Origin of the sequence: Cryobacterium sp. (assembly GCF_026786305.1) — a bacterium.
Classification (GTDB): Bacteria; Actinomycetota; Actinomycetes; order Actinomycetales; family Microbacteriaceae; genus Cryobacterium.
The window spans coordinates 24,060-48,856 of record NZ_JAJAYI010000057.1; the positions used below are offsets into that span (position 1 = coordinate 24,060).

Sequence of the window (24,797 nt, forward strand, 5' to 3'; positions counted from 1 at the left end):
CAGCAACGCCCACACTGACCGCGACTAAACTAGGGGCTTCGGTTTAAGGGGTGCGTGCGTGATCGACCAGGAGCTTGTTCGGGAACAGAACTATGTCCGGGCGCTGTATGCGCGGCTGGACGCGCTGGCGGAAGAGGCCGAATATCAGCTGATTGCGGTGCGCCGCCTCGACGTCGGCGGCAACCACCAGTCCCGCAGCGAACGCGACACCTTCGCTCGCCTCTATGAGGACCGCATCGTGCAACTGCGCGAAGTCGACGACCGGCTCGCCTTCGGTCGGCTCGAAACCGTGCCCGATGACTCCGGCGACTCGGTCTACCGTTATATCGGCCGGGTCGGCCTGCGCGATGAGGACCACAAGCCGCTGCTGCTGGACTGGCGGGTGCCCCAGGCGAGCGCCTTCTACCAGGCCACCGCCGCCACGCCGCTCGGTGCCCGGGCTCGCCGCCACCTGCTCTCCAAAGGGCGCAGCATCATCCGCATCGAAGACGAGATCCTCGACGCGTCCCTGCTTTCTGAACCGAATGCGATTAAGCACCAGGGCGAGGGCGCCCTGCTCGCAGCGCTCACGGCGCAACGCACGGGGCATATGTCCGACATCGTGTCAACCATTCAGGCGGAGCAGGACCGCATCATCCGCTCTGAGCTGGCCGGTGTTCTCGTCGTGCAGGGCGGCCCCGGCACCGGCAAAACCGCCGTGGCGCTGCACCGCGCCGCCTACCTCCTCTATACCCACCGGGATCGGCTGCGGGACAGTGGCGTGCTCATCATCGGCCCGTCGCGCTCGTTTCTGCAGTACATCGAGGCGGTGCTGCCCTCTCTCGGTGAGACCGGCGTGGTGCTCGCTTCGGTCGGGCAGCTCTTTCCCGGCGTCGAAGCGACTCGAGAGGATGCCCCCGCGGTCGCGGCACTGAAGGGCCAGGCGTTCATGGCCGACGTGATCAAGCGGGCCGTGCATTCCCGGCAGCGCACCCCGGCCGCCCCTAAGCAGCTGGTGGTCAACGGCGACCGCATCGTGTTGCAGCCCGAGCTCGTGTCGCAAGCGATCGCGCGCGCCCGCAGCACCGGTAAAACGCACAACGAGGCCCGGGTCACCTTCGTGAAGACCGCCATCAACGCGCTCTCCCGGGTCTGGCTCGAGCAGCTGCAGAAGCAGGGCCGGTCGATGGACGACACCGACCTGCCGATGCTGTGCGAAGACCTGCGCCTGGCCGACGATGTGCGGGTCGCGCTCAACACCGCCTGGCTGCCGCTTACTCCCGAGAAACTGTTGCAAGACCTGTACGCGCGGCCGCAGTGGTTGGCCGAGCTGACCCCGCGCTGGCGGTATGCCCAACGCAAGCTGCTGGCGCGCCCGCGGACGGCCGAGTTCACGATTGCCGACATTCCGCTGCTCGATGAGGCGGCCGAGCTGCTCGGGGAGTACAACGCGGTCGACCAGGCGAAGAAGCGCGCGCTCAAAGAACAGCGCAAACGCGATGTGGAGAACGCCGAAACGGCCATTGAAAACATGCAGGTGAAGGGCCTCGTCAACGCGAAAGACCTCGCCGCAAGTTTCGCCGAACTCGACGAACGGTCCACGACCAGTGAGCGCGCCGCGAGGGACCGTAGCTGGACCTACGGCCACGTCGTCGTCGACGAAGCGCAGGAGCTGTCCCCGATGCAGTGGCGGCTGGTGTTGCGGCGCGGTCCGCGCCGATCGTTCACGATCGTCGGCGACATTGCGCAGGCGGCGAGCGCTGCAGCATCGGCTAGTTGGAAAGAGGCGTTGCAACCGGTCCTTGACGGCTCGCCCGAAGCCGGTCGCTGGCGCCTTGAAGAGCTCACCGTGAACTATCGCACGCCGAGCCAGATCGCCACGGCGGCCGAGACGGTCGCGATGTCGCACCGCTTGCCGATCACGCGGTCCCGCACGGTGCGGTCGAGTGAATGGCCGGTCGACACGGTAGCGGATGCCGCGGTGGCGGTTCGCCGCGACCGCGCGCTCGGAGTCGGCGGCACCCTCGCCGTGATCGTCGTCGACACCGGCCTCGACGACCTCGAAACCAGACTGCGCGCCGAATTCGGCGACCTGCTCGGTGTCGGAGCGCTCGGCCTCAGCCGCCAGATTGCCCTGCTCACGCCGCAGGACGCCAAGGGACTCGAGTTTGACGCGGTCATCGTCGTTGACCCGACGGCCATTCTCGCGGCCTCCGAGCACGGCGCCGGGGCGCTCTATGTCGCCATGACCCGGGCCACGCAGCGGCTCTACTTGGTCGGAGACGCGCCGCTCGGGGACGCGCTGACCTGACGCTTCGGGTCGGCGCGTACGGGCTGTTTTGCGTGACTGTGGAAACCTTCGCCGTCGCTCCGAATTGACTCTGGAAATGACTGCGCTATTGCGCGGGGATTCAGCCGGGGTCGATGACCTCGTTCAATGTGCCGGTGGCAACATCGAAGACGAAACCACGCACCGAATCCTTCAGCGGAATGAAGGGGCTCGCCTTGATGCGCCGAATGGACTGCGCGACATCGGCGGCCGGGTCGGTGAAGGCCTCGGCGGCCCACGGCGGGCGAATGCCGGTGTCGGCCACGATGGATTCCTTGAAGACATCGTCGGTGAAGGTGAGCATGCCGCAGTCGGTGTGGTGGATCAGGATGATCTCGGTCGTGCCGAGTAGACGTTGGCTGATCGCGAGCGATCGGATCTCATCTTCGGTGATGACGCCGCCGGCGTTTCGAATCACGTGGGATTCCCCCTCGCCGAGACCGAGCACCCGGTAGACGTCGAGCCGGGCATCCATGCAGGCGACGACCGCGAGATGCTTCGACGGCGGAAGCGACAGCGGGCCGTGAAAGGTCGCCGCGTAGACGGCATTGTTCTTCAGAAGCTCATCGGTGACAGACATTGTTTACCTTGGGTCGATTGGTCAGGGAACCTGCATGCAGCCAGCGTGCCACGACTTACTCCTGCTATCCAGGGTTGCGTCATCCGTTGTCACATTCGTCCCTGGCTGCCGCCGGGGCCTGAACAGGGAATCCGTCGGTTGCCGTGTCCCGGCCACAGTGCAGTGCGGCGCGCGAACGCTGGCCCTCCGGATCCCCAAAATAGCCGGGGGCGACAGAGTTCCCCGGAGTGCGCACCCCGGTCGGCTAGCGTGGAACCATGACATCGGAGTCGCACCCCACACCCTTTTCCAGCCTCGACGACTACATCGCGCTGCCCCGCGTAGAAAATCTCGCGCTCTCGCCCGACGCTCGACGGGTTGTGCTCACCGTCGCCACCCTCACCCGGGATCGCACCACGTATGAGCGGGCACTCTGGTCGGTGGCCGCCGACGGTACGGGCGTTCCGACCCGCCTGACCCGGTCGGCGATGGGCGAATCCAAAGCGGCCTTCACGGCCGCCGGCGACGTTCTGTTCGTGTCGTCCCGTCCCGACGCCGCTGCCGGCAGGGGCGTCGACAAGGGCGCTGACAAGGACGCCGAAGTCGCCCAACTCTGGCTGCTTCCCGCCGCCGGCGGCGAGGCTCGCGCGATCACTCGCCTCAGTGGGGGAGTATCCGGCATCGCCGCGGTGGCCGCCGCCGCCAACTCGCTCGTGATCAGCGCCGATCTGCTGCCGAGCGCCGCCGACCTCGAAGCGGAAGGCTCGGTCCGCAAGGAGCGCGCCGACAAGAAAGTCGCGGCCATTCTGCACGAGAGCTACCCGGTGCGTTTCTGGGACCACGACCTCGGCCCGGCCGAGCCGCACCTGCTGGCACTCGACCTCGCCGACCTGCACGACACGATTGCCGACCGGAGGGCCGAATCTACTGCCCCATCCACAACGGATACCCCCGCTCCCTACCCCGCCGATCTCCCGCGTCCCCGAGACCTCACGCCGACGCCCGGCCGCACCATGGATACGGCCGGGCAGGCCTTGACTCCCGACGGATCCACGCTGATCGCCGCGCTGCGGGTCGCCGAGCAACGGTCCGGCCGCTACGTTCTGGTGTCGATCGATGTCATGACCGGCAGGCAGACCATCCTGTTCGACGAATCGAAGGTCGACTTCGAGTCGCCGGCGGTGAGCCTCGACGGCCGACAGATCGCCTTCGTGCGCTCCTTCGTCAGTACCCCGGAGGGTCCGGCCGACCAGGAAATCTGGGTCGCCGACCTCGACGGCGGCCACCCGCGTCGTCTTGCCGCCGATTGGGACCGCTGGCCGTCGAGCCTGGTCTTCGACTCCCCGCGCGCTGGCGGCACGAACGCGCTCATCGTCACCGCCGACCACGACGGCCGCGGGCCGATCTTTCGTGTGCCACTCGACGGCGGGGCCCCCGAACAGCTCACCACCGACGACTTCAGTTACACCAACGTCTGTGTCGACGCCCTAACCGGTGACCTCGTGGCGTTGCGCTCCTCCTGGATCGCGCCGGCGCATCCGGTGCGCATCAGTCACACCGGCTCGAGCGTGACAACCCCGCTCGCCTCGCCGGCCGCGCTGCCCGATGTTCCCGGCACGATCACGGAGGTCGAGACCCGGGCCGAGGACGGAGCGCGGGTGCGTGCCTGGCTGCTGCTGCCTGCGGGAGCCTCGGCAGAGCATCCGGCCCCGTTGTTGCTGTGGATTCACGGCGGCCCGCTGAACAGCTGGAACGCCTGGAGCTGGCGGTGGAGCCCGCTGCTCGCCGTGGCCCGCGGCTACGCGGTGCTGCTGCCCGACCCCGCGCTGTCGACCGGCTACGGCCTTGATTTCATCGCGCGCGGCTGGAACGCCTGGGGGGCCAAACCGTACACCGACCTGCTCACGATCACCGATGCCGCCGAAGCCCGCCCCGAGATCGACGAGACCCGTTCCGCGGCGATGGGCGGATCCTTCGGCGGCTACATGGCCAACTGGGTCGCCGGGCACACCGACCGGTTCCGCGCCATCGTCAGCCACGCGAGCCTGTGGTCGCTCGACCAGTTCAACGGAACGACCGACAACTCCCACTACTGGCAGAGCATTTTCTCGAAACAGGGCATGATCGACAATTCGCCGCACCAGGCAGTGCGCAACATCGTCACGCCGATGCTCGTCATTCACGGTGACCACGACTACCGGGTGCCGATCGGTGAGAGCCTGCGACTGTGGTCGGAGCTCGCTGAACACCACGCCACTGCCGACGGAAGCACCCAGCACAAGTTCCTCTTCTTTCCCGATGAGAACCACTGGATACTCAAGCCGCAGCACGCGGTGCTCTGGTACCAGACCGTGTTCGCTTTTCTCGACCAGCACGTGCACGGCACCGACTGGAAGCGGCCGCGCCTGCTCGGCTGAGCGCGCTCGGGTCACGGGCGGCCCGCGCAGTCCGTTAAAGTGGAGAGCTGGAGAGGAACCAGCGAGTGAGTGATATTGCGGGCGAATTGGCGTGGGTGCGCGAAGCCTTCGACAAACCCACCCTGCGCCTGCTCGACCGCAAATGGGCGCCGTTCGTGCTCGCGGTGTTCAAGAGCTCGTTCAGCCGGGACCGCCGCAGTGTTCCCTGCGAATTGCTGCACACCCAAGTGGATGCCTACCTCGCCGACCTGCGCAGCACCGGCATCGACGCCCCCGAGAAAACCGGCCGGGCCCTCTGCGTGCAGTGGATGAACGATCTCTGGCTGTACCGGGAGATTCGCGACGCTGGCGACGGCAACGAGGAGCACTACTCGCTCACCAGCCACGCGCTCGAAGCGCTGCTGCTCGTCGACGGTCTCGCCCGCGATCGGGCGCTGATCAGCGAATCCCGGCTCAGTACGATCGTCGACACCGTGCGCCACCGGGCGACCGAAGCCAACCCCGATCGTGAGGAGCGGGTGCGCCGCCTCAACCAGCAGATAAGCGAGCTGACCAGTGAACGAGACCGGCTCGCCGGTGGGGGCGACATCGAACCCGCCTCGAACGAGCAGATGCACGAGGGCTACGCGAACCTCACCGACCTCATCCAGCAGCTGCCGAGCGACTTCAAACGGGTCGAAGAGTCGGTCGCGGCCATGCACCGGCAGATCATCAACGACTTTCGCGGCGAGGAACGCCCGATCAGCGAGGTTCTCGACGATTACCTGGCCAAAACGGATGCCCTCATGTCGTCGACCGCAGAGGGTCGCGCCTTCGAGGGGGCGTTCACCCTGCTGCGAAACGACGCGCTCATGCAGGGGCTGAAGGCCGACCTGGAGACGATTCTGCTGCATCCGTTCGCCCTCGAACTGAGCCTGAACGAACGCCGGAGCTTTATGAGCACGGTGACCCTGCTGCGCAAGGGTATCGACGACGTGCTCACCCAGCGCAAGGGGCTCACGACCACCCTGCGCGAGCACATCGTCAACCACGACGTCGTGAAAGACCGCGAGTTGGAGCGGGTACTACGCGACGTCAACCGCGAACTCGCGACTTGGATGCAGACCGCAAGGCCCCGCTCCACGGTTACCGCCGAGCTCATGCCCGGCACCCTCGAGGTGGAACATCTGCGCGAGCGCTTTTACGACCCGGTCGCTCACACGGGGCCGCCCGCGCTGGCCGACGTCTCCGGCGCCGCACCGGCAGCCCCGAGCCTCGGCGACCTGCGCCAACAGGGTGGGCCGCTGCTCGAAGAGCTGCGCGACGCCCTCGTGGCGGCTTTCGGGGCGGGGGAGGCGGCATCCGTTGGCGTCGCGTTCAATGGTTTCGACGCGAGCCTGCGCCGGCCGGTGGAGATTCTCGGCCTCCTGCAGCTCGCCGCCCAGCTGAGCACACCGATCGGCCCGATTGGTCTGGAAAGCTTCACAACGGTGCGACCGGATGGCTCGGTGCGGCTTTTCGACGTGCCGCGCCGCATTCTGACCGACGACGACACGGCGGCCCTGGCCGCCCAGGATTTGGGTTCCCAGCATGATTGACGACGTGACCGACGACCTCCCCGCCGACGATACGGCTATCGACAGCGACCCGGCAAGCCTCTCGCTGTTCGAGGGCGATGAGGGCGGGCTCAGCGTGGAGCAGCGTCGCACCCTCGTGCTGCTGCTGAAGCACCGCTATATCTCGGCGGCCCTGCAGCCGGCGGAATGGCGGACCCTGCTCACGTCGCAGGGCCTGCTCAAATCGCGCCTCAACGATGTCTTTCTCGACCTGCACGTTGACCTGCACTACGAGGTCGCCTTCAAAAGGCAGGCCCTCGCCGAGGGCGGCGAACGGTTTCCCACGCTGCTGCACGACGTCGCCTACACCCGCGAAGAGACCATTCTGCTGGTGCTGCTGCGCCAACGCTTTCGCAGCGAACGGGCCAATGGACAGGACATCGTGCTCGTCGATCGCGACAATCTGGTCGAGAACGTCGCGCACTTTCGTCCGGAGCACGCCACCGACCTCTCCGGCGACGCTCGCAAGGCGGCGGCCGCCGTCGACAGCCTCGCCAAGGCGCGGGTGCTTCTCAAAACCAGCGACCCCGACCGCTTTCGCATCTCGGCGGTGATCGAGGTGATGTTATCGGTCGAACGCCTCGGCGAACTGCTCGACTGGCTGCGCGAAGAAAACAGTGAACCGCTCGCCGCCTCGCACCTGGAGCCCCTCGTATGAAAGATTCCCCGCTGTTCTACATCGACGGCGCCACCGAGGGGACCACCCAGTGGCGCGCCGAATCGATGCAGCTGGTCAACTGGGGCGGTTTTCACGGCCACCACGAGATCAACTTTGCCGCGGCGGCCACGCTCGTCTCCGGCGCGTCGGGCACCGGCAAGAGCAGCCTGCTCGACGCCTACCTCGCATTGATGATGCCCTCCGACACCCCGTTCAACGGCGCCTCGAACGACGCCGGCTCCGGCCGGGCCCGCAGCGTCGACCAGCGCAACCTGATGACCTACCTGCGCGGCAAGACCGACGCCAACCGGGAGGCCGGCACCGGGGAATTGACCGATCAGGTTCTGCGCGGCGCGCACGAGGCCACCTGGGGCGCCATCGCCATGACCTTCATCGACGACAACCAGCGCCGGTTCACCGTGCTGCGGGCCTACTTCGTGCCGCGCGGCGCCCACAGGTTCGTCGACGTCAGCATGAAAATGGCCACGACCGACGGGTGCCTTGACCTGCGCGACCTCGCCTCCTGTGCTGACAGCCGGTTCGACAAGCGCGCTCTCAAAGCCCGCTTCGTCGATCTCGATGTGTTCGACACCTACGCGGCGTTCGCCCAAACGCTGTACACCCGCCTTGGGATCGGCGCCAACGGCGAGGGCGGCAAGGCCCTGCGACTGCTGGCCCGCATCCAGGCCGGCCAGCAGGTGAAAACGGTCGACGGACTGTACAAGTCCATGGTCCTCGAAGAACCCGCCACCTTCGCCGCCGCCGACAAAGCGGTCGACCACTTCGAAGACCTCGAACGCTCCTACGGCGCCATGGTCACCGAGGCGCAGAAGGCCCAGGTGCTTGAACGCCTGCCCGATCTGAACGAGGCGTACGAGACCGCGACCGCCACGGCCGACCTGGTCGACACCTTCGGGGTGCACCGGACCGGGGACACCCCGTTCGTGCTCTGGCAGCTGGGCACCGAGCAAGCCCTGCTCGAGCGCGCCGACGACACGAACCGGGCCGCCCGCCGTGCCAACCAGACCGCTGTGACGCAGGCGCGCGACGAGGAAACCGCCCTGAGAATCCGCGTCGCCCAGCTGCAACAGCAGCAGCGCAACAACGGCGGTGACGTGCTCGAACGGCTGCACAACGAACTCGTCCAGCTCGGCGACCAGCACGACGATGTGGCTCGTGAGCGCGCAAACTTCGACAGTCGGGTGCAGACTCTGGCCGCGCCGATCGATTCCGCCGCGTCCTTTTCGGCCGCCCAGCGCGACGCTGATCGCTTTGCAGCCGGGTTCGACGCCGCCGAGATAGCCCTGGAGGGGACCCGCTCGGCACTGCAGCGTGAGTCGTACCCGGTGGAGGAGAGCATCCGCTCACTCAAACAGGAACGCGCGTTCCTGACCGGGCGCGAGAGTCTGGTGCCGCAGCCCCTGCACAATGCCCGGCTGCTGATCGCCGAGGCCGCGGGAATTCCGGCCGAAGAATTGCCGTTCGTGGCCGAACTCATCGACCTCGCCGCCGGTGAAGAACGCTGGAGGCAGGCCGCCGAGGTGACTCTCTCGTCGGTCGTGCGGGTTCTGCTCGTCGACCAGACCAGGCTCGCCCACCTGAGCGCGGCGATCGACCCGTTACAACTGCCCGTGCGCATTCACTTTGAAGGTGTGGCGCTCCAATTGCACCAGGACCTGGCCGGTGACCCCCACTACGTGTCGGGCAAGCTCGACGTGAAGAACTCGCCGTTCAGCAGCTGGGTGCAGGCACGCCTCAGGGCCTCAAACCTCGACGCGCTGTGCGTGGCTACCCCGTCCGAGCTGGTGGGTGACGGTGCACGGGTGACGCCGAGCGGGCAGACCCGTAATGGTTCCCGCGGCGCTCACGGTTGGAACTCCGGCCAGAAGTCGATCATTGGGTTTTCCAGCAGCGCTCGGCTCGGTGACATCACGGCGGAGCTGGCCGTGCAGGGGCGGGTGGCCGACGCGATCGCGGGGCGGGCATCCGCTATCGCAGACAGCCTCACCCAGCTGCGCGAGAAACAGGCCGTTCACCAGCACATTCTTGACACGGACTGGTCGACCATCGACGTCGCCGCGACCGTGACGCGCATTCTGGAGAAGAAATCCGAGCAAGAACGGATGCTGGCCGGCAGCGACATTCTGCGCGCCCTCAGCGACGAGGAGGGCCGGCTCACCCTCGAACTCGACGCAGCGCAAAGGCTCAGGCACACCGCCGACCAGACCGGTGCCGTGCTCGCCGAGGAGCAGGGCAGCATCGTCGACGCGCAAGACACGGTGAATACTCGGCTTGACCAGATCGAACGGGGTGAGGGTCTGACCCTGTCGGAGGAGCATGTTGCACACCTCTCCGAGCAGTTCGCGCTCGTCACCGACCAGAACGACCTCGCCGGCTTCGCCGGAGGCTTGAAACGCCTGCGCGAGCGTCTGATCGCCCGGTCGGCGCAGGATCGCGACAGCGCCGCCCGCGATCGCGCCACCATGATCGGCATCTTCGAGACCTACCAGGGACGCTGGCCCGACCCCAACATCGGCGTCGGGCTCGAGTCGGTCACGAGCTACACCGACATTCTCGACGCAATCCGCACCCTCGGCCTCTCCGAGCGGCGTCAGGAATGGAAACGTCGGCTATCGGCGTGGAGTGGGCAAGACCTCGTGCCGCTGACCGGCGCGTTCAACACGGCGATCGAAGAAATCGAAGACCGACTGCGGCCGATCAACGAGATTCTCGCGACCTTGCCGTTCGGCGCGACCCGCGACCGCCTGCAGATTGCCCTGCGCCGCCTGCACCGCGACGACGCGACGGCGTTTCGCAAAGAGCTCAAGGTGCTCTCCTCGGGTGCAACGGAGCACTTCAGTGATGACGAAACCGAAGACCGCTTCACCCGGCTGCAGCAGTTCATGAGCCTGATCCGCCGGCCCGACGGCACCAACAAATCGCAGCGCGACCTACTGCTCGACGTACGAGCGCACGTCGAGATCACCGCCGTGCGCGTCACGCAGGAGGGCGTCGAAGTCAGTACGTACTCCTCGCTCGGCGGCAAAAGCGGTGGCGAGTCGCAGGAACTCGTGGCCTTCGTCGTCGGTGCCGCCCTGCGTTTTCAGCTCGGCGACGAAAGCCGCACACGGCCGCGCTTCGCCCCGGTCTTCCTCGACGAGGGCTTCGTGAAATCCGACGCGGAGTTCGCCGGCCGGGCGGTCGCCGCGTGGAGGGGCCTCGGCTTTCAGCTCGTCGTTGGCGCCCCGCTCGACAAGGTCACCGCCCTCGAACCGAACATGCAGCTCGTGCTGTCGATCACCAAGAACATCGCCACCGGCTACTCCTACATCACGCCGTTAGCGTCTCCGGAGGCCGGCGCTACTGCGGAATCAGCCGCCTAGTTCACCGAAACGGATGCCGCGCGGTCACTCAGCGAGCGTGCGGTACCGCGGGGACACCACCCCATCGCCGAACCGGCACCGGTCGACCAGGTGTAGACGTACCCCGCTCGACTCTTCCAGGGCATTGGCGAAGGCGTGCACCTCGTCGGTGAGATAGTCGTCGAGCGGCGTGATTCCGGTTCAGATCAGCTGGTCCGTATCAAAAACCATACCGGGCGGCCGCTAACAGTGGTTTGCCGGTGCGTGAGAGTCGGCCGTGCCTTCGCCTCGGGTTGGGCGTAGCATGACTAGAATGATCGTCTTTTGTCCTTCCGAGCAAGCCGGAACGCGCCGGTCGACCGGCCCCGCCGGCTGGCGCTGAGACGTGACCAGAATGCGGCGTCGTCTTCGCAATCCCAGCTTTCGTAACCCGACGTTTTTTTCGACCTGGCTGCTGTGGCTGGTCGGAATTCTTGCTTTTCCGATCGCGGGCCTGGCCGGTACCGCGGTGGGTGGGCGGGTCAGCAACCCGGTGTCGGCCCTCATCGGCGGGGCGGTCTGCGGCGTCGTCATCGGCCTCGGCCAGGTACTGGTCAGCCGGCGACGCCTCGATCCGCTGATGTGGATCCCGTTGTCGGCGATTGGAATGGGTCTGGGGCTGCTCCTGGGCTCGACCGCTGTCAACTACCGAACGACGCTTGGCGAACTGGCCCTGATGGGAGCGATCACCGGGCTCGTGCTCGGCGCGGCGCAGGCCGTCGCGCTGCCGCCGCGCGCCCGGCGACGCTGGCTGTGGGCCCTCGGTGTGGCCGCTTTCTGGGCGCTCGGCTGGACCCTGACGACCCTGGCCGGAGTCAATGTCGAGGCGCAGTTCACGAACTTTGGCGCCATCGGCGCGGTGACGTTCACCGCGTTGTCCGGGCTCCTGCTGCACCTCCTGCTGCCGTTTCACCCCAGGTCGGGCATGTGGTTGCGGTCTCGACCCGTCAGTACGTCGCCGTAGTGTGCGACACCCATCACACGTGCGCTTGCCGCCCAGCGGGACAGCGGCCGTGCGGGACGCAATAGGCTCGAAACAGCGGATGTCCCGAATCAGTGTCGGTATCGGCACGACCAATACGGGTGGCCCGGCGTCGCCAGATCGGAACCACCTGTGGAATTCTCCGCCATGCTCGCCGCAACGACAGGGCTGAAATCTGACATCGTCAGAAATGTCGCTGCGGTCGCCGATGATGTTCTTCAGTTGAGCCGGGCGATCCACGCCGACCCGGAACTGTCCTTTCAGGAGTACCGCGCATCCGCTCTGATTACCACCCGGCTGCACCGGGCAGGATTCACCCTGGAACAACCGGTGGCCGATCTGCCGACAGCCTTCGTGGCGACCGCCGGGACCGGGCCATTGACGGTTGCCATCTGCGTTGAATACGACTCGTTGCCGAACATCGGCCATGCCTGCGGTCACAACATCATCGCCGGCGCGAGTGTCGCGGCCGCCCTCGGCCTGCTTCCGCTTGTCGACGCCCTCGGCATCACGCTCAAGGTGATCGGGACTCCAGCCGAGGAACACGGCGGCGGGAAGGTCCTGCTCATGGAACGCGGCGTGTTCGACGGCGTTGGGGTTGCCCTGATGACCCATCCCGTTCAGGACGGAATGTCCTACAACCCGGCCGGAACAACCTGCCAGGCCGTCGGTCGGTACCGGGCGACGTTCCGGGGAACGGCCGCGCACGCGGCGGCGGCGCCCCATCTCGGTGTCAACGCAGCGGATGCCGCGGTGTTGTCGCAGGTCGCCGTGGGGTTGCTGCGGCAGCAGATTCCTGGAGACCACCGAATTGCCCTGTATGTGTCAGAGGCGGGCTTCGCCACGAACATCATTCCCGACACAGCCGTGGTGGAATTCGAATGCCGCGCCTTTACCCTGCCAAAGTACGAGGCCTTGCTGGTACGGGTGCGTCGGTGTTTTGAGGCCGGCGCGCTGGCGACGGGAACCACGCTGGAGATCGAGCAGACCGAGCCCCTGTACGAGCCGCTGCTGCAGAACGAGGCGTTGTCTGCCCATTGGAACGCCGGCATGGCGTTCTTCGGCCGCAATGTGGCACGTTCGACTGGACTGAGCGGCGGCTCAACGGACATGGGCAACGTCTCCCAGATCATCCCCAGCATTCACCCGTGGGTGGGGATCCCCGGGGCTCACGTTCCCATTCATTCCCACGGCTTTGCGGCCGTCGCCGATACCCCGGAGGCCCACCAGATCATGTTCGAGTCTGCCCTCGCGATGGCGTGGACCGTGCTCGGCGTGACCACCGATGACAACGAGCGGCAGTCATTCATCGACGCCGCGCAGCTGCGCGTGATGTCTGAGGCCACCGGGGCGCCCCAGTGAAGACCAGCGTCACCGCCACCGCGACCAACAGCCGGCCGGCATCCGTTCGCCTGAAACAGGCCGGTCCAATCATCGCGCTGGCGTTCGTCATCGCCGTGGGCTGTCAGGCGATTGGGTCGCTGACCATCGATCTGGGCGTCGGAACGATCATTATTTTCCCGATGGTCTGGGCTATTCTCATCGGTGCCGTTGTGTCGGTGCAGAGGATCAAACCGCTCGGGTTGAACCTGCAAAAGATCGCCAATGCCTTTGTGGGCATCGCCGTGATGTTGCTCGTGGCCCGCCTGGCGTTCTCCATCGGCCCGAGCCTGCCGCTATTGCTCGATGCCGGCCCGGCCCTGCTGGTGCAGGAGATCGGGCACCTACTCGGCACGGTCGCCCTTGCGCTGCCGCTCGCCGTGTTGCTGCGCATGGGTAAGTCCACCGTGGGTGCCACATTCTCGCTCGATCGCGAACCGGCCTTCGCCATGGTCAGTGAGAAGTACGGTCCCGATTCCGACCAATACCGCGGAGTGCTCGCGATGTACGTGTTCGGCACACTTTTCGGTGCGGTCTACATCAGCTTGCTGGCGTCGCTTCTCACCTCGGCCAATATCTTCGACCCGCTTGCCCTTGCCATGGGGGCCGGCGTGGGGTCGGGGTCGATGATGGCCGCCGCCGCAGCGAGTATCGTGGCGCAGTTTCCCGCCCAGGCCGAGCAGATCCTCGCCATGGCGGCGGTGTCCAACCTCATCACGACCGTGCTGGGCGTCTATGTCGGCATCTATATTGCCCTGCCGCTCGCCGACCGGTTCTACCGACTGCTGACCCGCCGCCAGATCGACAAGAAGCCTGCACCGGATGCCGCCACCCTCGACGAAAATCGCCGGTTCCGAGAAGCCACGACGGAGGCCGCAGCCCCGGTGAAACTGCCGATCTGGATGGCGATGTGCGTGCTCTCCGCCATCGGCATCGCGACGGCCTCGGTCGCGGCAAAGTCCTTTTCGTGGGGCATCGTGGGCGGGTACGCCATCATGGTCGCCCTCATCCTGGTGAGTATGTTCCTGGCGAAGGTGTCGCGCAAGATCTCGGCCATTGTCTGGGCAACAACCATCGGCGCGCTTATCTCCAGCCCGTGGTCACCGATCGGGGAGTCGCTGACGGCCCTTGTGACCAGCATCGACTTTCTCTCGCTGGCGACCGTTGTCCTGGTCAGCGCGGGGCTGAGCCTCGGCAAGGATATGCCACTTCTCAAGCGCATCGGGTGGAAGATTATTCCGGTGGGTTTGGTCGCGATCACAGCCTCGTTCGTGCTCGCCACCGTCTTCGCGGAGTTCTCCTTGGGCCTCTGGTAGCTTCTGGTAGCTTCTCTTTACGCCGACCGCCGACTGTGCGCCTCAAACCGTCACCGCGCCAAGTGTCGGTGGGCGCGCCCGTTACCGGTGGGCGCGCCAGCCATAGTGGGCGCGCCGACCGGTAGTGGGCGCGCCGATGACCAGGCCGGCGGCTTAGGTGCGCTGCAGCACCTTTTCGAGCACCTCGAGGTGCAGGTCATCGCGCTTGGGTACACCGAAACGCGTGTCGAAGTGAAAGGGTTTCTGTACTCCCGTTCGCTGATAGCCGCGACGTTCATAGAACGCGATGAGGGAGTCGCGCACGCTGATGACCGTCATCACCATTGCGGTCGAACGCCATTCGGAGACGGCCTGTCGTTCGGCCTCGGCCAGAATACGCTTGCCGTCACCCTGGCTCTGGCCGATCGGACGCACGGCGAACATGCCGAAATAGGCGGTATCACCCACGTCCTTCTCGATGTGGGCGCACCCGACCAGATCGACCCCACGTTCACCAAGAATGACGAAGCTGTGGGCCCGATCGAGGTCGGCACGCAGGATATCGGCGTCGAGGCGCTGGCCGTCGATGAGGTCGGCCTCCGTGGTCCAGCCCTGTCGGCTCGCCTCGCCGCGATAGGCGCTCGTCACCAACTCCAGCAGGGCCGGAACATCGTCGGTGGTCGCGCGGCGGAACGTCAGGGTGTCCATTTTCCCTACGACGTACGCTCGGCCGGAACACGGGTGCGCCAGGCCCGCCACGCACCCGTGGCCCACAGCACCCACAGTACGAGCAGAGGTTGAAAGGCCAAGCGGATACCCCGAGACAGATCCGAATTCAGCCCAAACGAGTCGGTTGCCGTGACGAACTGTGAGATGTTGCCGGGAAAGATCGCCACGAAGAACGCGGCGACAATCCAGCCGACCGGCACCCGCCACCGGTGCAGTGCGAGCAGCGCGATTCCGAGCATGATTTCGACGATTCCCGATAGCACCACGACCGTGTCGGTGCCCAAGGGAACCCAGGCCGGAACCTGCGCCTGAAATGCTTCCCGATTGACGGTGAGATGGCTGATTCCAGCCAGCAGCAGAAAGGCGCCGAGAATCAGCTGGCCGATTAGCCGGGGCAGCGAACGGTGCGAGCGTGCCGCACTTTCACGAGGTGTAGATTCAGCCATTTGTGCTGAGTCTAATGCTGGCAGGGTGCAGTTTTGTGACGGTTTCAGCCGGGTAGACGGCGTGCTGCGAGCACGACTGACCGAGCGTCGAGCAGGTCCACGGCTAACGACCGAGGAGCCGCGCGAAGAACCCGCCCGTGGATTTCTGCCTCACGTGGCCCTCGCAGCGCTGGTTGCGCGGCACATTCTTCATGACCTGATCAACGTGCTGGCCGCACCCGGCCCAGGTGGTCTTCTGACAGGTCTTGCAGGTGACTGCTCTGCACATGGTCGGTGCCTTTCGGTAGGGAATTATCTCAGAGTATACCCGTGGGGGTATCACACAAATTCGTACCCCGTGAACGGATGCTCGCGCCCCAGTGGGTGTATCGTGCCAGCGATGAGCGCTCGGTCGGCCACACGACCCCGGGACTCAGGAACTACAAGGAGAGCGGTGCCGCATGAGCAGTGAAACCCCGATCGACGACGTTACCGACGACGACATCGAGGTCACGCACTCCAAAGCCTGGGCCGCCGGTGTACCGGGCGTGCTGCATTCCATGCAACCGGCGATCACCCAGATGGGCGCCCGGCGAGGAATGCGTGCGCTCCTGGCCATGAACCAGAAAGACGGTTTCGACTGCTTGAGCTGCGCCTGGCCCGACCCGGCACACCGCAAGGCGTTCGAGTTCTGTGAAAACGGCGCCAAGGCCGTGACCTGGGAGGCCACCCCGATCACCATCCCGACGAGTTTCTGGGCCGATCATTCGCTGCACGACCTGCGCGAGAAGAGCGAATACTGGCTCGGCATGCAGGGCCGGCTAGTCGAACCCGTCTACAAGCCGGCCGGCAGCGACCACTACCGCCCGGTCAGCTGGCCCGAGGCCATTCGGGTGATCGCCGCCAAGCTCAACGCCCTCGACTCACCCGACCAGGCCGCCTTCTACACGAGCGGACGCGCTTCCAACGAGGCCGCCTTCGTCTACCAGCTCTTCGCGCGGGCCTACGGCACCAATAACCTGCCGGACTGTTCCAATATGTGCCATGAATCCACGGGCTGGGCCATGGGGCAGACCGTCGGCATCGGCAAGAGCACGATCAGCTACGACGATTTTGCGAAAGCCGACCTGATCATCATCATGGGTCAAAACCCCGGCACGAACCATCCGCGCATGCTCACCGCGCTCGAAGGGGCCAAGGATGCCGGCGCCCAGATCGTCGCCATCAACCCGCTGCCTGAGGCAGGTCTGCGCCGCTACAAGAACCCGCAACGGGTGCGCGGGATCATCGGCCACGGCACCGACATCGCCGACCAATTTCTGCAAATTCGCATCGGGGGCGACATGGCTCTGCTGCAGGCCGTCTCGAAGCGGGTGCTGGACGCCGAAGATGCCGCGCCAGGAACCGCGCTGGATCAATCCTTTCTCGACGAACACTGTCACGGCCTGGCCGAGCTGCGGCAGCATCTCTCCCAGCTCGACGAGCGCGTGGTGCTGGCCGCGACGGGCCTGCGCGCGGCACAAATCGACGAACTCACGCAGCGGTACCTCAAATCTGATCGAGTGATCATCACCTGGGCCATGGGGCTGACGCAGCAGAAGAAGGGCGTCGAGACGATCAAGGAAATCATCAACCTGCTGCTGCTGCGCGGCAATATCGGCAAACCCGGTGCCGGGGCCTCACCGATCCGCGGCCACAGCAACGTACAGGGAGACCGCACCATGGGCATCTGGGAGCAGATGCCGCCGGCCTTCCTCGACGCCCTGCAGCGGGAGTTCGGCTTCGACCCGCCACGAGCGCACGGCGTTGATTCCGTCGACGGGGTGCGCGCCATGCGCGACGGAAGGATGAAGGTGTGGATGGGTCTCGGCGGCAATTTCGTCGCCGCCATGTCCGACACGGGCATTGCCGAGGCCGCAATGCAGCGCACCGAGATGAGCGTTCAGATCTCCACGAAACTCAACCGTTCGCACGCCGTGACGGGCGAGGAGGCCCTAATCCTGCCGACCAGGGGGCGCACTGAAATTGATGAGCAGGCCAGTGGGGTGCAGTTTGTCTCCGTCGAGGATTCGGTCTGCGCTGTGCACCCGTCCTGGGGCAATCTCAAGCCGGTGTCACCGAATCTGCTGTCCGAGGTGGCGATCATTTCGCGACTGGCCAGCGCCGTGCTCAAAAGCACAGTCGCGGTCGACTGGGCCGGTTTCGAGGCCGACTACGACCGCATCCGCGACCACATCGCCCACGTGGTCGACGGGTGCGAAAATTATAACGGGCGCATCCGGGAGGAGGGCGGGTTCGTGCTGGCGAACGGCCCCCGCGATTCACGCACCTTCAACACCCCGATCGGCAAAGCCATGCTGACGACGAACACGCTTGAGCACCTCGAGGTGCCGCCCGGGCGCCTGGTACTGCAGACGCTGCGCAGCCACGATCAGTTCAACACCACCATCTACGGCCTCGATGACCGCTATCGCGGCATTAAAAAGGGTCGGCACGTGGTCTTCATCAACAAGAAAGACCTGATTAACCTCGGTTTCGCCGACGGAGACCTGGTCGATGTGCACAGCGAGTTCAGCGACAATGTCGACCGGGTGCTGCGCGGCTACCGGTTGGTCGCCTACCCGACACCGCGCGGCTGCGCCGCCGCGTACTATCCAGAAGCGAACGTGCTCGTGCCGCTCGACAGCGTCGCCGACGGCAGCAACACGCCGGTGTCGAAGGCCGTCATCATCCGGCTGGAGCGTGCAACGCCCTGATTGAGAAAGCTACTGCGCCGTGTTCACCCAGCCGGTTTCGTTGGGATTCTCACCCGCGGGCTGCTGGCAGACGGCGATGACGACATCCGCTGCCCGAGCGATGGCCGCGTGCGACGCCGTAGCCGAATTGGCTGCGGCCAAGCCGGCGGCATAGCCGACGACGAACGTTGTGATGGGTGCGGCCATCGGACTGATCGCACGAGCGGCCTCATCGGCGACGTTCAGCATGAGGTGGTTGTCCACCTCCAGATCCAAAATTTGGAGGGCCTGGCTGAGGCGGCGGGTCCACTGCTTCAGAATCTCTTCGTCCACGTCGTTGTGTGTCACAGCAACTCCTTCAGTTGTCGGTTAGAACGGATGCCCGGCGACGTTGACGGTACCCTGACGCGAGAAATCGCGTGCAACAAAATGGCTCCGAATTGTTACCAACCCATAGTGCCCGCGGCGCCCTTGAACGGCCCGACAATTTTCTCGGTGATCCAGCCGCCGTAGTAGTCGCCGTCCTGCGCACGCACCGTTTCACCGTCGACGGTGCAGCGCTGCATTGCTCCCGGATAAATGGCGACGCGGTCGGCCAGCGTCTCATACCCCGATGTCGGCGTGGGGTAGAACCAGGCGGCCCGGGCGCTTGAGCCGACGGAGAGGTAGCCGGCTACGCCCTTGTACTCGCAGTAGCTCTGGCCCGGGGCCGGTTGCAGAATTTCCGGGGCGAAGGCGCTCCGCGGCAAGTAGTACACCGGTGGATGGCTGGTCTCGAGCACCCGCACGACGTCGCGCGTGTCGGCGATGGTCACGCCGTCGAGTTCGATGGTGACGTGTTCCTGGGTGTGTTCGACGCGGGGCGGTCTGGGGTAATCCCAAACGGATTCCTGGCCGGGGCGGACGGGGTCGCGGTTCGCTCGCTCAATCATGAACCGATGCTAGGACAGCAACCTGCGAAGAACCGTGATGTTTGCGTCAGCCGGCCCGGCGCGGTTGCAAAAGGGCAACGGTGAGCGCGGCGGCCACCACGGCAAGCCCGGCAACCATGCCGACCATGCCGACCCACCCCCACTGCACAAAGAACACACCACCGAGCCAGCCGAACAGGCTCGACCCGGTATGGTGCGAGAGGTTGTACAGCGAGGATGCCTGGGCCCGACCGACCTGGGCCTCGGCCCCGGTCCAGCCGGACGCCACGGCGTGTGCGGCAAAGAAGCCCGCCGTGGCCAGCAATACGCCGAGCAGAACGATTGCGAGCACGGTCGACAGGGTCAGCAGCACCCCCGCCGTCATGCAAGCGAGCGAGCTCAGCAGTACCGACCAGCGACCGAATCGGGCGGTGAGAATGCCGGCTTGAGCCGATGACCATGTGCCGGCCACATACGCCACGAAGACGAGACTGATCAGGGCCTGCGGTAGGTTGAACGGGTCGTGGGCCAGCCGAAAACCGAGGTAGTTGTACAGGGCGACGAAACCGCCCATGAGCAGAAACCCCTGCGCATAGAGCGCGAGCAGGCGCGGCGACGTGAGATTGGCCCGCAGCAGCATGACCAGGCTCAGATCGGTGCCGAGCTCGTGCGCCCCGCGTTTGTGACCGACCCGCGGCACGAACGGGCGGGGTACAAAGCCGCGCGGCGCCGGAATCAGCGTAATGAACAGCACGGCCGCGACGGCGCAGAGCGCTCCGACCGTCAAGACGCCGACCCGCCAGTTGGCGAGTTCGGTGATCGGCCCCGCCACGAGACGCCCGAGCAGGCCGCCGATCGAGGTGCCGGCGACGTAGGTGCCGGCCGCACGGGCGGCATGTCGGGGCTCGATCTCCTCACTCAGGTAAGCGATCGCGATCGCCGGAACGCCGCCGAGCATCAGCCCTTCGACCAACCGCCCGGTGAGCAGCAGCGAGAAGGTGGGGGCAAACGGCACGAGCAGTCCGAACACCGTCGCCGCGATCACGGCAATTGACATGGCCCGCACCCGGCCGAGCCGGTCGGCCATGATCGACCAGGGAATCACACCGACGGCTAGGCCGAGCGTCGATGCAGAGATGACGAGGGCGGCATCCGCTGCGCTGACACCGACGTCGTCGGCGATCTGGGCGAGTACTGCCTGAGGCGAGTACAGCTGGGCGAACGTGGCGATGCCAGCGAAGAACAGACCGGCGAGCAGTTTGCGATAGTCGGAACTGCCGTGCGAGTGCCCGCTCCAGCCAGCGGATGCCACCACCCGGCCCGGGTTCGCGATCGTCTTCACGCGGCAATCTCGACTCGGGGCACTCGTTCAGCGCACGCGTTCCGGGCCCTACACCCACCCGTGACGAATCTGGCTACAGTGTGCGCATGAGCTCTGATGCGCAGGTTTTGACGGTGGATGGCCCACACGGCGCGCATGACGTGCGCCTGTCGAGCCCGAGCCGGGTGCTCTGGCCCGAACTGGGAATCACCAAACGTGACCTCGCCCAGTACCTGATTGACGTCGGTGAAGCGTTCGTGCGGGCCAACGGTGATCGCCCGGTATCGTTGCAACGGTTCAGCGGCGGAATCGACGGTGAGCAGTTCTTCTCAAAGAACCCGCCCAGGGGCGCGCCCGACTATGTGCGGGCCGTGCCCGTGGTCTACCCGAGCGGGCGTACGCATCCGCAGCTCGTGATCGACGAACCGGCCGCCGCGGTGTGGGCGGTGCAGATGAACACGATCGTGTTCCACCCGTGGCCGTCCAGGGCCGAGCTCTCGGACAATCCCGATGAACTGCGCATCGACCTGGATCCGCAGCCCGGCACGAACTTCGCCGACACCATTCCCGTCGCCGTGGAGCTGAGAGAGCTGCTCGCCGAAGCCGGCCTCGTGGCGTTCGTGAAGACCTCCGGAAATCGGGGGCTGCACGTGTTCGCGCCGATCACCCCGACCCGGGAATTTCTCGACGTGCGGCACGCGGTCATCGCCGCGGCGCGCGAGCTGGAACGACGGATGCCCACCCGGGTGACCACGAACTGGTGGAAGGAAGAGCGCGGCGAGCGCGTCTTCGTCGACTACAACCAGGCCAACCGCGACCGCACCATGGCCGGTGCCTACAGCCCGAGGCCGCTGCCGCACGCCCCGGTCTCCTGCCCGCTGGAGTGGAGCGAACTGGCGCAGGCCAACCCGCGCGCGTTCACGATCCTCACCGTGCCGGATCGGTTACAGAAGCAAGGCGACCCGTGGGCGTCGATGCACGAACAGCCCGGCTCGATCGACGCCCTGTATTCCTGGTGGGAACGCGATCTCGAGGGCGGGCTCGGCGAGTTGCCGTTTCCGCCGGACTTTCCCAAGATGCCAGGGGAGCCGCCGCGCGTGCAGCCCAGCCGCGCCCGCCGTCCGGAGTAGGCCGCGTCGACTAGCCGCGTCGACCGATCAGTTCACGATGCGCTCGGCGGGCACGGGCGCTTCCGGCGGGGTGCCGGTGCCGAATGGACGGCCGCCGAGCTCGGCGCGAGAATGCGGGGCCAGCCAGGTGGCAGCATCCGGCCCCTTCGGCACAATGCCACTGGGATTGATATCGACGTGGGTCACGTAATAGTGCTTCTTGATCTGGCCGAAGTCGATCGTGTCACCAAAACCGGGCGTCTGAAAAAGGTCACGGGCATAGGCCCACAGCACCGGCATCTCGCACAGCTTGTTGCGATTGCATTTGAAGTGACTGTGATACACCGCATCGAAGCGGGCGAGGGTGGTGAACAAGCGGATGTCCGCCTCGGTAATCGTGTCGCCCACAAGATACCGTTGGCCCGCCAAGCGCTCTTCGAGCCAGTCCAGCCGGTCGAACAGGGCGTCGTAGGCCCGTTCATAGGATTTCTGGCTTCCAGCAAAGCCGCACTTGTAGACGCCGTTGTTCACGTCGTGAAAGATCAGTTCGGCCACCTCGTCGATCTCGGCCCGCAAGGTTTTGGGGTAGAGATCAGGGGCACCGGCTCGGTGATACGCGGTCCACTCGGTCTCAAGATCCAGGGTGATCTGCGGGTAATTATTGGTAACGACCTGGCCGGTGGGTACATCGATGATTGCCGGCACGGTGATGCCGCGCGGGTAGTCGGGAAATCGGGCAAAGAAGGCCTGCTGCAGGCGTTCAATACCGAGGACCGGGTCGAGCCCGTCCGGGTCGAGGTCGAAGGTCCAGCTGTTCTTGTCGTGCGTGGGGCCGGGTAGGCCCAGCGAGATAACGCCCTCAAGGCCGAGCAGGCGACGCACAATTGTGGTGCGGTTTGCCCACGGGCAGGCTCGGGCCGCGACCAATCGATAGCGGCCCGGTTCCACCGGCCAGCCATCCCGGGCGTCTCGCGTAATGCGATCTTCGATGTAGTTGGTGTCGCGGTTGAAGTCCTGGCCGGGCTGAATGTAACTGGGGTCGAGGCTCATGCCCTTACGCTACCGGACACGGCCGACACGGGCTTGGGTGGTTCTAGGCTGCGCCGCCGAGTTCGGCGGTGAGTTCGGCGGTGAGCTCGGCGTCGGTACGGGCATCGATGATGCCCCACATCATATGGGTGGGGCCGCTGCTGTCGCCCGGCTCCACCCGCGGCCGACTGGCCCAGCCGCGGGCGACGGCGGCCGCCCCGAGCTGCGCCAGCGAATCACTTATGCGCGTTTTGCGAATCTTGCCGGCCAGCACGCTGCCGTCGGGCGCCTGGCGCCAGCCGCGCTTGTGGGCGATCACCCGACCAATCTCCTCGTCGGTCAACCAGCGCGAAAAACTGCGGGTAGGCGGGTCAATGGCGATCAGCTTCATGCGAATACTGTACTCGCCACCGGTCGGCCCTGGCTCACCGCCCGGTGCTGGATCCTGGTGACTCATGCGAACGACTGATCGGGACGATAATCACTGCACAAACCCGACAAAGAAGGAGATCCAATCATGAGTAGCCGTCTCAATCCGTACCTCGGCTTTCGCGGCAACGCCCGGGAGGCGATGGACTTTTACCAGAGAGTCTTCGGAGGTGAGGTGACCCGCAGCACCTTCGGGGAGTCCAACGCGAGTGACGATCCGGCCGATAAAGACAAGATCATGCACTCGGAACTGACCACCGCGAGCGGATTTTCTCTGATGGCCTCCGATGCGCCGAGCAGTATGCAGGTCGCCACCGGCAGCAGCATCTCGGTCTCCCTCAGCGGTGACGACGAGGCCGAATTGACCGGGTATTGGGAGAAGCTGGTGGAGGGAGGCTCCGTCGCAATGCCGCTGAGCAAGGCACCCTGGGGCGACAGCTTCGGCATGGTGACCGACAAGTTCGGCACGGCCTGGATAATCAATATTGCTGGCACGCCCGGCTGAAGAAGTTCCTGAGCGCGACGGGGTGCGTTGTCCTATGATGGGCCCGTGATAAATGCATCGGCGACACACATCGCTCACGAAGCGAGTAACAGCTCGACTCTGCAACTGCTGGCACGGCTCGGCTTTGCCGTCAATGGACTGCTGCACATTCTCATCGGGTCAATCGCGATCACCGTCGCGGTCGGCGCGGGCGGTGGATCCGCCGATCAGAGCGGTGCGCTCGGCCAACTCGGGTCCAGCCCCGGCGGGGTGTTTCTGCTCTGGACGGTCGTCGTCGGCATGTTCGCACTCGGGCTATGGCTTCTAGTCTCGGCATTCGTGATGCAGGGTGACCCTAAACGCAAGTGGTCGCGTCGTTTTGCAAACCTGGCCAAAGCCGTCGTTTACTTTGCCCTCGGCGTTACCGCGCTCACCTTCGCCCGTGGCGGCTCGGCCAGTTCGGCTAGCAGCACGCAGAGCGCCAGCTCGTCGTTGCTGGCATCGCCCGGTGGCATCATCGTGCTCTTTTTGCTCGGTGTGGCCGTGTTGGGCGTCGCTGGCTACTTTGTCTATAAGGGTGCAGCTCAGAAATTTCGGTCAGACCTCGCCGTGCCGAGCGGAACGGTCGGCCGTGTGGTCATCGCCCTCGGCGTCGTCGGTTACATCGCCAAGGGCGTCGCGCTCGGCGTGGTGGCGATCCTCATCGGGGTCGCTGCGCTCACCCGCGATGCCAGCAAATCCACCGGGCTCGACGGGGCGCTCAAAGCGCTCGCCGCCCTGCCCTTCGGAACGCTCGCTCTGCTCCTGATCGGCAGCGGGCTCATCGCCTATGGCATTTACTGCTTCGTGCGCGCCCGGCGCGCCCAGTTGTAGCACGCGGAGCGAACAGATTGCGACGGCGTTAGTCGACCGCGATGTCGCCTGGAGCCTTGTCCGGGTGCCAGCCCCGCCGAGATGGCTGGCGCAGCCGACCCGTCGCGGTCCACCCGTCGCGGTCCACTCAGCGAATTCCACTCAGCGAATTCCACTC

Annotated in this window: 21 protein-coding genes; 12 read left to right on the plus strand and 9 right to left on the minus strand. The window is 65.7% G+C overall.

The genetic code is table 11. The features are described from left to right. The first annotated feature begins 58 nt into the window (after positions 1-58). A complete protein-coding gene (locus LH475_RS05885; protein WP_297413097.1) occupies positions 59-2,290 on the plus strand; it encodes a UvrD-helicase domain-containing protein in 2,232 nt (743 codons plus the stop codon). A 100-nt stretch (positions 2,291-2,390) separates the two neighbouring features. Here LH475_RS05885 and LH475_RS05890 read toward each other — a convergent pair whose 3' ends face one another. Then, on the minus strand, positions 2,391-2,888 hold the full coding sequence (locus LH475_RS05890; RefSeq protein WP_297413098.1) for a carbonic anhydrase: 498 nt from the start codon (positions 2,886-2,888) through the stop codon (positions 2,391-2,393). A gap of 257 nt (positions 2,889-3,145) precedes the next feature. On the opposite strand from LH475_RS05890, the gene LH475_RS05895 reads away from it, so the two are divergent. The 4 genes from LH475_RS05895 (at position 3,146) to LH475_RS05910 (ending at position 10,920) form a co-directional block, all read left to right on the plus strand. Further along, positions 3,146-5,284: a prolyl oligopeptidase family serine peptidase gene (locus tag LH475_RS05895; RefSeq protein ID WP_297413099.1), complete on the plus strand. Its 2,139-nt coding sequence runs from the start codon at positions 3,146-3,148 to the stop codon at positions 5,282-5,284. Between the two features lie 65 nt (positions 5,285-5,349). After that, positions 5,350-6,861 (plus strand): DUF3375 domain-containing protein, encoded by a 1,512-nt coding sequence (locus LH475_RS05900; RefSeq protein ID WP_196844074.1) that lies wholly within the window; start codon positions 5,350-5,352, stop codon positions 6,859-6,861. Further along, a complete protein-coding gene (locus LH475_RS05905; protein WP_297413100.1) occupies positions 6,854-7,537 on the plus strand; it encodes a DUF4194 domain-containing protein in 684 nt (227 codons plus the stop codon). The genes LH475_RS05900 and LH475_RS05905 overlap by 8 nt, the downstream gene beginning before the upstream one ends. Beyond that, positions 7,534-10,920, plus strand: a complete 3,387-nt coding sequence (locus LH475_RS05910) for an SbcC/MukB-like Walker B domain-containing protein (protein ID WP_196844072.1) — start codon at positions 7,534-7,536, stop codon at positions 10,918-10,920. Before LH475_RS05905 ends, LH475_RS05910 begins: the two co-directional genes overlap by 4 nt. On the opposite strand, the gene LH475_RS05915 is transcribed toward LH475_RS05910, so the two are convergent. Next, the gene (locus tag LH475_RS05915) at positions 10,917-11,045 is read right to left on the minus strand and encodes a hypothetical protein (RefSeq protein WP_297413101.1); all 129 of its coding nucleotides are present in this window, start codon (positions 11,043-11,045) and stop codon (positions 10,917-10,919) included. The genes LH475_RS05910 and LH475_RS05915 overlap by 4 nt on opposite strands. Positions 11,046-11,293: 248 nt before the next feature. Between LH475_RS05915 and LH475_RS05920 the strand changes: the two genes are divergently transcribed. The 3 genes from LH475_RS05920 (at position 11,294) to LH475_RS05930 (ending at position 14,616) form a co-directional block, all read left to right on the plus strand. Continuing rightward, complete coding sequence (locus tag LH475_RS05920; RefSeq protein WP_196844070.1) at positions 11,294-11,902, plus strand: hypothetical protein; 609 nt, start codon at positions 11,294-11,296, stop codon at positions 11,900-11,902. Positions 11,903-12,052: 150 nt separating this feature from the next. Beyond that, entirely contained in the window at positions 12,053-13,282 is a 1,230-nt protein-coding gene (locus LH475_RS05925) for a M20 family metallopeptidase (protein WP_297413102.1), read from the plus strand. Positions 13,283-13,332: 50 nt separating this feature from the next. After that, complete coding sequence (locus LH475_RS05930; RefSeq protein WP_196844131.1) at positions 13,333-14,616, plus strand: DUF3100 domain-containing protein; 1,284 nt, start codon at positions 13,333-13,335, stop codon at positions 14,614-14,616. A gap of 153 nt (positions 14,617-14,769) precedes the next feature. Here the strand turns inward: LH475_RS05930 and LH475_RS05935 are convergent, their stop codons facing one another. Together LH475_RS05935 and LH475_RS05940 are read right to left on the minus strand one after the other, a co-directional pair. Then, positions 14,770-15,303: a GNAT family N-acetyltransferase gene (locus tag LH475_RS05935; protein WP_196844069.1), complete on the minus strand. Its 534-nt coding sequence runs from the start codon at positions 15,301-15,303 to the stop codon at positions 14,770-14,772. Positions 15,304-15,308: 5 nt separating this feature from the next. Further along, positions 15,309-15,770 carry a hypothetical protein gene (locus LH475_RS05940; RefSeq protein ID WP_196844068.1) on the minus strand — a complete coding sequence of 154 codons (462 nt, stop codon included), beginning with the start codon at positions 15,768-15,770 and terminating at the stop codon, positions 15,309-15,311. A 440-nt stretch (positions 15,771-16,210) separates the two neighbouring features. Here LH475_RS05940 and LH475_RS05945 point away from each other — a divergent pair, with 440 nt between their 5' ends. Further along, entirely contained in the window at positions 16,211-18,505 is a 2,295-nt protein-coding gene (locus LH475_RS05945; RefSeq protein ID WP_297413103.1) for an FdhF/YdeP family oxidoreductase, read from the plus strand. Between the two features lie 9 nt (positions 18,506-18,514). Here the strand turns inward: LH475_RS05945 and LH475_RS05950 are convergent, their stop codons facing one another. The 3 genes from LH475_RS05950 to LH475_RS05960 form a co-directional block, all read right to left on the minus strand. Further along, positions 18,515-18,832: a DUF6457 domain-containing protein gene (locus LH475_RS05950; protein ID WP_196844066.1), complete on the minus strand. Its 318-nt coding sequence runs from the start codon at positions 18,830-18,832 to the stop codon at positions 18,515-18,517. 95 nt (positions 18,833-18,927) lie between these two features. Beyond that, positions 18,928-19,416 carry a DUF427 domain-containing protein gene (locus tag LH475_RS05955; RefSeq protein ID WP_196844065.1) on the minus strand — a complete coding sequence of 163 codons (489 nt, stop codon included), beginning with the start codon at positions 19,414-19,416 and terminating at the stop codon, positions 18,928-18,930. A 46-nt stretch (positions 19,417-19,462) separates the two neighbouring features. Continuing rightward, positions 19,463-20,737 carry an MFS transporter gene (locus tag LH475_RS05960; RefSeq protein ID WP_297413104.1) on the minus strand — a complete coding sequence of 425 codons (1,275 nt, stop codon included), beginning with the start codon at positions 20,735-20,737 and terminating at the stop codon, positions 19,463-19,465. 86 nt (positions 20,738-20,823) lie between these two features. Here LH475_RS05960 and ligD point away from each other — a divergent pair, with 86 nt between their 5' ends. Continuing rightward, entirely contained in the window at positions 20,824-21,846 is a 1,023-nt protein-coding gene (ligD, locus tag LH475_RS05965; RefSeq protein WP_196844064.1) for a non-homologous end-joining DNA ligase, read from the plus strand. A gap of 27 nt (positions 21,847-21,873) precedes the next feature. Here the strand turns inward: ligD and LH475_RS05970 are convergent, their stop codons facing one another. Further along, positions 21,874-22,875 (minus strand): glutathione S-transferase C-terminal domain-containing protein, encoded by a 1,002-nt coding sequence (locus LH475_RS05970; RefSeq protein ID WP_297413105.1) that lies wholly within the window; start codon positions 22,873-22,875, stop codon positions 21,874-21,876. A gap of 43 nt (positions 22,876-22,918) precedes the next feature. Next, complete coding sequence (locus LH475_RS05975; RefSeq protein ID WP_196844063.1) at positions 22,919-23,245, minus strand: hypothetical protein; 327 nt, start codon at positions 23,243-23,245, stop codon at positions 22,919-22,921. 126 nt (positions 23,246-23,371) lie between these two features. Between LH475_RS05975 and LH475_RS05980 the strand changes: the two genes are divergently transcribed. Continuing rightward, a complete protein-coding gene (locus LH475_RS05980; protein ID WP_297413106.1) occupies positions 23,372-23,788 on the plus strand; it encodes a VOC family protein in 417 nt (138 codons plus the stop codon). A gap of 45 nt (positions 23,789-23,833) precedes the next feature. Beyond that, on the plus strand, positions 23,834-24,640 hold the full coding sequence (locus LH475_RS05985; protein ID WP_297413107.1) for a DUF1206 domain-containing protein: 807 nt from the start codon (positions 23,834-23,836) through the stop codon (positions 24,638-24,640). The last annotated feature ends 157 nt before the right edge of the window (positions 24,641-24,797 follow it).